The 10,365-nt window shown below is 68.9% G+C and carries 10 protein-coding genes and 2 pseudogenes; 7 read left to right on the forward strand and 5 right to left on the reverse strand.

Annotated features, from left to right (window positions below):
* Nucleotides 1-104: 104 nt before the first annotated feature.
* From BM345_RS18280 to BM345_RS18295, 4 genes and pseudogenes are all read right to left on the reverse strand, one after another.
* Nucleotides 105-397 (reverse strand): annotated as a pseudogene (locus tag BM345_RS18280) (type II toxin-antitoxin system RelE/ParE family toxin).
* Nucleotides 384-680, reverse strand: a complete 297-nt coding sequence (locus BM345_RS18285; RefSeq protein ID WP_217654000.1) for a type II toxin-antitoxin system RelB family antitoxin — start codon at nt 678-680, stop codon at nt 384-386. Before BM345_RS18285 ends, BM345_RS18280 begins: the two are co-directional and overlap by 14 nt.
* 47 nt (nt 681-727) lie before the next feature.
* Nucleotides 728-1,129: a PaaI family thioesterase gene (locus tag BM345_RS18290; RefSeq protein ID WP_093381747.1), complete on the reverse strand. Its 402-nt coding sequence runs from the start codon at nt 1,127-1,129 to the stop codon at nt 728-730.
* The gene (locus tag BM345_RS18295) at nt 1,129-1,623 is read right to left on the reverse strand and encodes a RidA family protein (protein ID WP_093381748.1); all 495 of its coding nucleotides are present in this window, start codon (nt 1,621-1,623) and stop codon (nt 1,129-1,131) included. Before BM345_RS18295 ends, BM345_RS18290 begins: the two co-directional genes overlap by 1 nt.
* A 160-nt stretch (nt 1,624-1,783) precedes the next feature.
* Between BM345_RS18295 and BM345_RS18300 the strand changes: the two genes are divergently transcribed.
* From BM345_RS18300 to BM345_RS18330, 7 genes are all read left to right on the forward strand, one after another.
* Nucleotides 1,784-2,185 (forward strand): hypothetical protein, encoded by a 402-nt coding sequence (locus tag BM345_RS18300; protein WP_139237548.1) that lies wholly within the window; start codon nt 1,784-1,786, stop codon nt 2,183-2,185.
* A gap of 124 nt (nt 2,186-2,309) precedes the next feature.
* Nucleotides 2,310-3,359 carry an aldo/keto reductase gene (locus BM345_RS18305; RefSeq protein ID WP_093381751.1) on the forward strand — a complete coding sequence of 350 codons (1,050 nt, stop codon included), beginning with the start codon at nt 2,310-2,312 and terminating at the stop codon, nt 3,357-3,359.
* Nucleotides 3,360-3,479: 120 nt separating this feature from the next.
* Nucleotides 3,480-6,968 carry a response regulator gene (locus BM345_RS18310; protein WP_093381753.1) on the forward strand — a complete coding sequence of 1,163 codons (3,489 nt, stop codon included), beginning with the start codon at nt 3,480-3,482 and terminating at the stop codon, nt 6,966-6,968.
* Between the two features lie 3 nt (nt 6,969-6,971).
* Entirely contained in the window at nt 6,972-7,871 is a 900-nt protein-coding gene (locus tag BM345_RS18315) for a CheR family methyltransferase (protein WP_093381754.1), read from the forward strand.
* Nucleotides 7,871-8,473 (forward strand): chemotaxis protein CheB, encoded by a 603-nt coding sequence (locus BM345_RS18320; RefSeq protein WP_093381756.1) that lies wholly within the window; start codon nt 7,871-7,873, stop codon nt 8,471-8,473. Before BM345_RS18315 ends, BM345_RS18320 begins: the two co-directional genes overlap by 1 nt.
* Nucleotides 8,463-9,698 (forward strand): hybrid sensor histidine kinase/response regulator, encoded by a 1,236-nt coding sequence (locus BM345_RS18325; protein ID WP_093381757.1) that lies wholly within the window; start codon nt 8,463-8,465, stop codon nt 9,696-9,698. The genes BM345_RS18320 and BM345_RS18325 overlap by 11 nt, the downstream gene beginning before the upstream one ends.
* Nucleotides 9,699-9,733: 35 nt before the next feature.
* Nucleotides 9,734-10,096, forward strand: coding sequence for a response regulator (locus BM345_RS18330; RefSeq protein WP_093381759.1), 363 nt, complete (start codon nt 9,734-9,736; stop codon nt 10,094-10,096).
* Between the two features lie 71 nt (nt 10,097-10,167).
* On the opposite strand, the pseudogene BM345_RS18335 reads toward BM345_RS18330, so the two are convergent.
* Nucleotides 10,168-10,365 (reverse strand): annotated as a pseudogene (locus BM345_RS18335) (tripartite tricarboxylate transporter substrate binding protein BugD); the annotation flags it as partial.

Consider the following 10,365-nt stretch of genomic DNA (forward strand, 5'->3'; position numbering starts at 1 on the left):
GTGTTCGCAACCATTGTCCTCGCAGGACTCGGGTTGCGCGAGCATGCGGCTTTCGGGTGACGGCAGAAAGACGCCGAGTGTGGCGGGCGCGCGCCAGCGCCGCATTACTTGCGGCCAGAGGCAGGAGGCCACATCCGCGCGGCGTGCAGGACTCTCAGGATGGTTACCGCAGCATCCGACACGGCATAGACCACCACGTAATTCGGCCGCACGACCATCTCGCGCGTGCTTGCCACGGGCCCGGCCGGTACAACTTGGGCCGCTCGCGCAGCCGTTCGGCCTTCTCCTCGATTTCGTCCACGAGTTCGAGCGCGGCATCGACGTTGCGCTCGGCGATGTAGTCGACGATCGAGAGCAGGTCGGCGCGCGCCGCTTCGTGCCACTCAAGACTGAGCACGTCGCTTCTTGCGAATCAGTGCCCGGGCGTCGGCCATCACCTTGTCATGAGGAACCGTCGGGCGCGTGTCCTCCAGCGCTTCGCGGACCTTCGCGTGAAACCACCGGTCGTGGGCTTCGGTGTCCACCGCCAGGCCTGCCGGTAGCCCGCCCTCCTTGGTCACGCGCGTGAGAAAGATGCGGATGGCCTCGGACACGCTCAGGCCCACGTTGGCCAAGGTGGCCGTGGCCTCTTCCTTCAAGTCGTCGTCCACGCGTACGTGGAGCATCGATGTCTGTGTCAATGCAGCCCCTTTTGCCAGAAGGCCAGGATTGTATCTCGATTGAGATACTAATCGAGGATCAGCTGCGTCTGCGTCACCACCGCGCACAGCCGGCCTTCCGCATTGCGGATGCTGGTCTGCCACACCTGCGTGGTGCGGCCCCGGTGCAGGGCCAGGCTCTCGCCGGTGACGACGGTACCCAGCTTGGCACCCGCGATGAACTTGGTGCTGGAATCGGTGGTGGTGGTCCGCTTGCCCTGCGGCAGGTTCAGCAGCGTGCCCACGGCCCCCAGGGTGTCGGCAAAAGCCATGTAGGCGCCGCCGTGGAGGATGCCGCCCGCGGTGCACAGGTCGGCCCTCACTTCCATGGTGGCGAGCACGCGCTCGGGTTCGAGCAGCTCGATCTTCACGCCCATCAGCCCGGGGAAGAGGGGCTCGATCAGCTTCTGCATCTTGTCGCGGTCGATCATCAACTCTCCTGGCTGCGGATCTCGACTTCGGCTTCCACCTCGACCGGGATGTCGAAGGGCAGCTCGGCCATGCCCACGGCGCTGCGCGCGTGCGCGCCCACCTTGGGCCCGAAGACCTCGAGGACGAGGTCGGAAAAACCGTTGATGACCGCGGGCTGCCGGTTGAAGCCCGGCGCGGAATTCACCATGCCGAACACGCGCGTCCAGGCCGTGATGCGGTCCAGGTCGCCCAACGCGCGCTGCAGGCTGCCCAGCACCGCCAGGCCCACCAGCCGCGCCGCGGCAGTCCCTTGCGCCACGTCGAGTTCACGGCCCACCTTGCCCAGCGGCTGCGCGAGCGAGCCGTCGGCGTCGGTCGGCCCATGGCCCGAGATGAAGGCCCGGTTGCCGTGGACACGCACGAACTGGAAGGGCAGCACCACGCCGGGCGGCACCTTCAGTGGCTGCGGCAATGTGAGGCCGAGCGCCTTCAGGCGCTGTTCTGCTGTGGGCATGGGGGCTCCGGCTGGAAAGGGATTCGGCGCGAGTCATTCTCCTTGAGCACGCGGGCAGGGTCCAGCCGGAATCCCCGCCCTTTGCCGCGCCGGCCGAATGCGCGATAGTGGGGCCATGGTCACTGCTGCCGGTCCTGTCCGTTACGCCCGCGCCTTCGCCTTGTCAGCGCGACTGTGGTCGCTCGTCGCCGCTGCCGGGCTGCTCGCCGGCTGCGCCGGCCAGCTCCAGCTGCTGGAGAACGGGCGCACCTACCCGGGCAGCTTCAACTCCGCTTCGGGCACGGCCGAAGCCACCATCGACGGCATCCACTACACCGGCACCTTCCGCAATCCGCCGCCCATCGGCCTGGGCATCGGCGTGGGTGGCGGCAGCTGGGGTGGCAGCTTCGGCGGCGTCGGCCTCTCCACCGGCACGGGCGGCGGTGGCGGCTACGCGCTGCTGCGATCGCCCGACGGCAGCAGGGTGATCGAGTGCTACTTCTCCACCTCCTTCGGCAGCGGTCAGGGCCAGTGCATGGGGCCGGACGGGCGGCGCTTCATCCTGGTGGTGGGCGGCGGCTGAGACCCTGACCCGCTTGGGCGCCCAAGCAGAACAGCGCCGAACATCGCACACTGTGCGCCCCGCGCTGCGACACCCGCAGCGCGGCGATTCGCCCTCCTGTTTCCTTTACACAAGGCTTCATTCCATGCGTCTCAAGAAATTCGGCCGCACCGGCCTCTTCGTGTCCGAGCTGTGCCTGGGCACCATGACCTTCGGCGGCGAAGGCGAGTTCTGGGGAAAGATCGGCAACACGCAGCAGGCGGACGCCGAGCGCCTGATCGGCCGCGCGCTCGACGCCGGCATCAACTTCATCGACACCGCCGACATGTACTCGGGCGGGCTGTCGGAAAGCATCACCGGCCAGGCCCTGAAGAACCTCAAGGTGCCGCGCGAGAACGTGGTGCTCGCCACCAAGGTCTATGGCGAGACCGGCACCAAGGCTGCCAATTCGCGCGGCATGTCGCGCTACCACATCATGGACGCGGTCAAGGCCAGCCTCGCTCGGCTGCAGACGGACCACATCGACCTCTACCAGATCCACGCCTTCGACCCGGCCACGCCCATCGAGGAAGCGGTGCGCGCGCTGGACGACCTGGTGCGCCAGGGCCACGTGCGCTACGTGGGCGTGTCCAACTGGGCGGCCTGGCAGATCATGAAGGCCATCGGCATCTCCGAACGATTGGGCCTCGCGCGCTTCGAGTCGCTGCAGGCCTTCTACACCATCGCCAGCCGCGACCTGGAGCGAGAACTGGTGCCCATGCTGCAGAGCGAGCAGCTGGCCCTGATGGTGTGGAGCCCGCTGGCCGGTGGCCTGCTGTCGGGCAAGTTCGGCCGCCACGCGGCGCAGGACGCGGCCGCCGGCAGCCGGCGCGCGGTCTTCGACTTTCCGCCGGTGCGCATGGAGCACGCCTACGACTGCGTGGAGGTGATGCAGGGCATCGCGCAGGCCAGGGGCGTGTCGGTGGCGCAGGTGGCGCTGGCCTGGCTGCTGCACCAGAAGGCGGTGACCAGCGTGATCATCGGTGCCAAGCGGGCCGAGCAGCTGGATGACAACCTGGCGGCCTGCCAGGTGGAGTTCAGTGCAGATGAACTGGCTGCGCTGGACAAGGTGAGCGCCCTGCCGCCCGAGTACCCGGGCTGGATGTTCACGCGCCAGGGCGAGATGCGGCGCAGCCAGCTGGCGCAGGCGCGCTAGTTTTCGTCCCGGAATCCGAGGCGCGGCGGGCGATGCCGCGGCACCTCGCGGCCTTGTCCGACAAGGCACCGGCGGAATCTGCGGCAGCCTTGTCAGGTTTTGCTTTGCACGCCTGCACGAATGAAAGCTACCGCCGCGGTCGACCCGCATGACTTCCAGCGCCTCCTGCGGCGCAACATCCTGCTGCCCATGATCGGCGGCGTGATCGGCGCCGCGGTGTTCGTGGCCCTGATCGCCTACCTGCTCTCGCAGATCAGCTGGGTGGAGCACAGCGACAAGGTCAGCCGCACGGTGGCCGAGATCCAGCGCCGCATGATCGACATGGAGACCGGCATGCGCGGCTATGTCATCACCGGTGACGAGACCTTCCTGGAGCCCTACGAGCGTGCCGTGCCCCGTATCGGCAGCGACCTGAGCAGCCTGCGCGAGCTGGTGGCCGACAACAGCCGGCAGGCGGAGCGCGTGGAACGCATGCGGGCCCTCAACGAGGCCTGGCAGGGCTTCGCCAAGGAAGTCATCGAGCAGCGGCGCACTGGCGACTCGCAGGCCAGCGACAACATCCGCCTGGGCCGTGGCAAGCGCATGACCGACGACCTGCGCGACGAGTTCACCGCCTTCGGCAACACCGAGCTGGCGCTGCGCGCGACGCGCAGCGGCGAGGCCAGCCGGACCGCCGTGTGGGTGGTCGCGCTGTTCGTGCTGGTGACGCTGGGCAGCACCGCGCTGCTGGCCTTCTTCGGCCGCCGCCAGCTGCTCGCGCTTTCGCAGACCTACGGGGCGGCGCTCGAGGAGCAGGCCGCGCAGGCGACCCTGCTGGAGCGCCAGTCGTGGATGCGCGGCGCGCAGACCGAGCTGTCGGCTGAACTGGTGGGCGAGCTCAATGCACAGGAGATCGGCCGCAAGGTGCTGGGCTACTTCGCGCGCCTGCTGGGCAGCCAGGTGGGCGCGATGTTCGTGCGCGAGCGCGACGGCTCGCTGCGGCGCGTGGCCAGCTACGGATTCTCGGACGAGGCCGAGGCGCACCAGCAGGTGTTCCGCGCCGGCGCCAGCCTGGTGGGCCAGGCGGCGCAGGAGCGCCGGCCGATCAAGGTCGATCCGGTCGAGGCCGACTACCTGCGCGTGAACTCCGGCCTGGGCCAGATGACGCCCCGCTCGGTGATCATGCTGCCCCTGATGCACAACACGCTGGTCAATGGCGTGCTGGAGCTGGGCCTGGCCGCCACGCCCGACCCCCATCAGGAAGCGCTGATGCAGGCCGTGTCCGAGATCATCGGCACCTCGCTCACCGCGGCGCGCTATCGCGAGCAGCTGCAAAGTGCACTGGCCGAGACGCAGCAGCTCAACGAGGAGCTGCAGGTTCAGCAGGAAGAGCTGCGCACCGCCAACGAAGAACTGGAAGAGCAGTCGCGCGCCCTGCGCGCCTCGCAGGCCCAGATGGAAAACCAGCAGGCCGAGCTGGAGCAGACCAACACGCAGCTGTCCGAACGCACCGAGACGCTGGACCTGCGCAATGCCGCCCTGCGCCGCGCGCAGCAGGAGCTGGAGGACCGCGCCTCCGAGCTGCAGCGCGCCAGCCGCTACAAGTCCGAGTTCCTGGCCAACATGTCGCACGAGCTGCGCACGCCGCTCAACAGTTCGCTGATCCTGTCCAAGCTGCTGGCGGACAACCCGCTGGGCAACCTCAGCGCGGAACAGGTGCGCTACGCGGAGTCGATCCACACCTCGGGCAACGACCTGCTCACGCTGATCAACGACATCCTGGACATCTCCAAGGTCGAGGCCGGCAAGCTGGAATTGACGGTGGAGCCCATGCCGATGGCCGCGCTGGCGCAAAGCCTGGAAGGCACCTTCGCGCCGCTGGCCGCGGAGCACGACCTGGGCTTCCGGGTCGAACTGCGGCCGGGCGCGCCGCAGTCCATCCGCACCGACCGCCAGCGCGTGGAGCAGGTGCTGCGCAACCTGCTGTCCAACGCGGTCAAGTTCACCGAGCGCGGCGAGGTCTCGCTCACCATCACCGGCACCTCCGAGGGAGGCGCGCGCTTCGACGTCAGCGATTCGGGCATCGGCATTCCGGCCGACCAGCAGGAGCTGATCTTCGAGGCCTTCCGCCAGGCCGACGGCACGCCAAGCCGGCGCTACGGCGGCACGGGCCTGGGGCTGTCGATCTCGCGCGACCTCACGCAGTTGCTGGGTGGCGTGCTCACAGTCAGCAGCACGCCGGGCCATGGCAGCACTTTCAGCCTCACCCTGCCTGCCGTCACCCCCGAGAACCGGCCCGCGGCAGCGCCCAGCTCGCTCACACCCGCCCACGCGCCGGCGCGCCAGGCACCGCCACCCGCCGCGCCCCTGCCTGCGCTGCGCAACCTGCCCGCCAAGGCACCCGCGCCCGCCTTCGAGGACGACCGCGCGCTGCCCGCGGACGACACGCGCCGCGTGCTGGTGATCGAGGACGAGCCGCAGTTCGCGCACATCCTCTACGACCTGGCGCACGAGCGCGGCTACCGCTGCCTGGTGGCGCAGGGTGCAGGCGAAGGCATGGAGCTGGCCGCCACGCACCGCCCCGATGCCATCCTGCTGGACATGGGCCTGCCCGACGGGCCGGGCCTGGGCGTGCTGGAGCGGCTCAAGAGCGACTCGCGCACCCGCCACATCCCGGTGCACGTGGTCTCGGCCCACGACAGTTCCGAGGCCGCGCTGCACATGGGCGCCATCGGCTATGCGAGAAAGCCCACCACGCGCGAGGAACTGCACGAGGTGTTCCGGCGGCTCGAAGAGAAGCTCGCGCAGAAGGTCAAGTCGGTGCTGGTGGTGGAGGACGACCCGCTGCAGCGCGAGGCCGTGATGAAGCTGATCGCCGACGACGACGTGCAGATCACCGCCGTCGAATCGGGTGCCGAGGCCCTGGCCCTGCTGCGCGAGCGCGTGTTCGACTGCATGGTGACCGACCTTCGTCTGTCGGACATGCAGGGCAGCGAACTGCTCAAGCGCATGTCCAGCGAAGAGATCGTCTCCTTCCCGCCGGTGATCGTCTACACGGGCCGCAACCTGACGCGCGACGAGGAGATGGAGCTGCTTCGCTACTCGCGCTCCATCATCATCAAGGGCGCACGTTCGCCCGAGCGGCTGCTGGACGAAGTCACGCTGTTCCTTCACAAGGTGGAGACCGACCTGTCCAGCGAGCGCCAGAGCATGCTGCGCGCGGTGCGCGGGCGCGACCGGGTGTTCGAGGGCCGGCGCGTGCTGCTGGTGGACGACGACGTGCGCAACATCTTCGCCCTTACCAGCGCCCTGGAAAGCCGCGGCGCGGTGGTGGAGATCGGCCGCAACGGCCGCGAGGCGCTGGAGAAGCTCGACGAGGTCCAGGACATCGACCTGGTGCTGATGGACGTGATGATGCCGGAGATGGACGGCCTGGAGGCCACGCGCCGCATCCGCCAGGACCCGCGCTTCGCCAAGCTGCCGGTGATCGCGGTCACCGCCAAGGCCATGAAGGACGACCAGGAGCAGTGCCTGGCGGCCGGCGCCAGCGACTTCCTGGCCAAGCCGGTGGACCTGGACCGCCTGTTCTCGCTGCTGCGGGTCTGGATGCCGCGCATGGAGCGGCTCTGAACGATGGCCCACCTGCCTTCCGAACCCCCGGGCACCGCCGCATTGCCGGGCAGCGACCCCGACGACCCGAACGCCGCGCCCGGCCAGCTCAGCGCCGGCGCGATCGAGCTGCGCCTGCTGATGGAGGCCATCTACCTGAAGTACAGCTACGACTTCCGCGACTACACCGGCGCCTCGCAGAAGCGCCGCGTGCAGTACGCGCTGACGCAGATGAACATGCCCAGCATCTCGGCGCTGCAGGAGCGCATCCTGCACGAGCCGGCCATGTTCGCGCGGCTGCTGCAGTACCTCACCATTCCGGTCAGCGAGATGTTCCGGGACCCGGCCTATTTCCTGGGCATTCGCAAGCTGGTCGTGCCGCACCTGCACACCTACCCCTCGGTCACGATGTGGGTGGCCGGCTGCAGCACCGGCGAGGAGGTGTATTCGCTGGCCATCCTGCTGCGGGAGGAAGGGCTGCTGGAGCGCACCCGCATCTATGCCACCGACATCAACCCCGAGTCGCTCGCGCTCGCGCGCCAGGGCATCTTCCCGCTGGAGGCGGTGCGGCGCTACACCGCCAACTACCAGCAGTCGGGTGGCACGCGCGCCTTTTCCGACTACTACACCGCCGCCTACGACGCGGCCCGCTTCGACCCCTCGCTGATCGCCGACGTGATCTTCGCCGACCACAGCCTGGCCACGGACAGCGTGTTCGCGCAGACGCAGTTCATCTCTTGCCGCAACGTGCTCATCTACTTCAACCGGACGCTGCAGGACCGGGCCCTGGGCCTGTTCCACGAATCGCTGTCGCACCGCGGCTTCCTGGGCCTGGGCTCCAAGGAAAGCATCGACTTCTCCGGCTACGCCAACCGCTTCGACGTGCTGGCGCGCAGCGAGCGGCTCTACCGCAAGGCGACGTGATGGCCAGCACGCTCGAAATGCGCATGCGCGCGGTCGAACTGGTGGCCATCGGCGCTTCGGCAGGGGGCGTGGATGCGCTGATCACGCTGCTGAGCGGCTTGCCCGCGCGCTGGCGACTGCCCCTCGTGGTGGTGCTGCATTTGCCCGAAGACCACGAGAGCCGCCTGCCCGCGGTGTTCGCCGACCGCCTGCACCTGCAGGTGCACGAGGCGCAGGACAAGGAACCGGTGATGCCGGCCACGCTGTATTTCGCCGCGCCCGGCTACCACCTGTCGCTGGAGCGGGAGCGCTGCTTCTCTCTCAGCTGCGAGCCGCCGGTGCTGTTCTCCCGCCCGTCCATCGACGTGCTGCTGGGCTCCGCCGCCGACGCCTACGGTCCCGCCGTGGCCGGCATGGTGCTGACCGGCGCCAACGAGGACGGCGCGCTCGGCCTGGCGCAGATCCACCGCGCGGGCGGACTCACCGCTGTGCAGGACCCGGCGAGCGCCCAGTCAACGGCCATGCCGCTGGCGGCATCGCGCTCGCACCGTCCCGACCTGGTCGCGCCGCTGCCCGTCTTGCGGGACTTCCTCCTCCAGATGGATGCATGCCATGCCCACTGAGGTCGAAGCCAAGCTGCTGATCGTCGACGACCTGCCGGAGAACCTGCTTGCGCTGGAGGCGCTGGTGCGCGGCCACGGCCGCCCCGTGTTCCAGGCCCGCTCGGCCGAGGAGGCGCTGGGCCTGATGCTGACGCACGAGTTCGCGCTGGCGATCCTGGACGTGCAGATGCCGGGCATGAACGGCTTCGAGCTGGCCGAGCTGATGCGCGGCACCGAGCGCACGCGGCACATCCCCATCATCTTCGTCAGCGCCGCGGGGCGCGAGCTCAACTACGCCTTCACGGGCTACGAGAGCGGCGCGGTCGACTTCCTGCAAAAGCCCCTGGACCCGCACGTGGTGGCCAGCAAGGTCAACGTGTTCGTGGAGTTGCACCGCCACAAGAAGGCCCTGCGCCGCGAGGTCGAGGCGCTGGCCGCGCTGCACCGCGAGCAGGAAGCCCTGGTGCAGCAGTTGCAGTCCACCCAGCGCGAGCTGGAGCGGGCGGTGCGCATGCGCGACGACTTCATGTCCATGGTCTCGCACGAGCTGCGCACGCCGCTCAACACGCTCTACCTGGAGACCCAGGTGCGCAAGCTGCACCTGAGCAAGGGCAACACGGTGCACTTCGGCCCCGACCGCCTGCCGGCCATGATCGAGCGCGACCAGCGCCAGATCCAGAGCATGGTGCGGCTGATCGACGACATGCTGGACGTGACGCGCCTGCGCAGCGGCTCGCTCACCATCCAGCCCAAGCCCATGGACCTGGCGGCCCTGGCGCGCCACGCGGTGGAGATGCTGTCGCAGCAGGCCGAGGCGGCCGGCTGCAGCGTCACGCTGGACGCGCCGGAGCCAGTGCAGGGCAGCTGGGACGAGTTCCGCATCGAGCAGGTGGTCACCAACCTGGTCACCAATGCCCTTCGCTACGGCGGTGGCCAGCCGGTGCACATCCAGGTACGGCGCTGCCAGGACTGGGCCCGCATCAGCGTGCGGGACCAGGGCATGGGCATCGCCCCGGCAGACCAGCAGCGCATCTTCGAGCAGTTCGAGCGCACCGAGGCCAGCCGCAGCAAGGCCGCCGGCCTGGGGCTGGGCCTGTACATCACGCGCCAGATCGTGCTGTCGCACGGCGGCGAGATCGAGGTGCGCAGCCAGCCGGGCGAAGGCGCCACCTTCACCGTGCGCCTGCCGCTGGTGGCCACGTCCATCGAGCCCGAGACGCCGCAGGCGCAGCGCGCCCAGCCGTAGGCTCCCTCCTACACAAAAGAACGAATTCCACGCCTATGCTTGATTCCCTGATGAGCCTCAACGTCCTGATCGTCGACGACAACGAGTCCGCGGCCGACCTGCTGCAGGAGCTTTTGCAGCTGCAGGACCACAAGGCGCTGTGCGCCTACACCGGCCAGCAGGCCCTGGACGCGGCGGCCGGCAACGACTTCAACGTCGCACTGGTCGACCTGACCCTGCCCGACATGCCGGGCACCCTGGTGGCGCAGCAATTGCGCGCCAAGTCAGGCGGCCCGCAGCTGATCGTCGCGGTGTCTGGCCATGCGCCTTCGGAAGCCACCCAAGGGCTGTTCGACCACCACCTGCAAAAGCCGATCGACTTCGACGCGCTGGACCGCATCCTGGCGCAGGCCGCATAGGCGGCAAGAGAAAGGCCGCCGGGCCCACGAAGGCGCGGCGGCTTGATCAGCCCGGCGGGGCTGGAGATCGATCAGTCGGCGTAGACGCCGGCGGCCTTGATGACCGGGCCGAAGCGCGCCACTTCCGCCTGCACGAACTTCTTGTGCTCGGCCGGCTCCACGCGCTTGTCGCTGACCACCACCGCGCCCAGGCCTTCCTGCTTCTTGATGAAGTCCGGGTCCTTCAGGGCCACCTTCAGCGCATCGTTGATCTTCTTGAGCACCGGCGC

Origin of the sequence: Variovorax sp. OV329, from assembly GCF_900114785.1 — a bacterium.
GTDB lineage: Bacteria > Pseudomonadota > Gammaproteobacteria > Burkholderiales > Burkholderiaceae_C > Variovorax.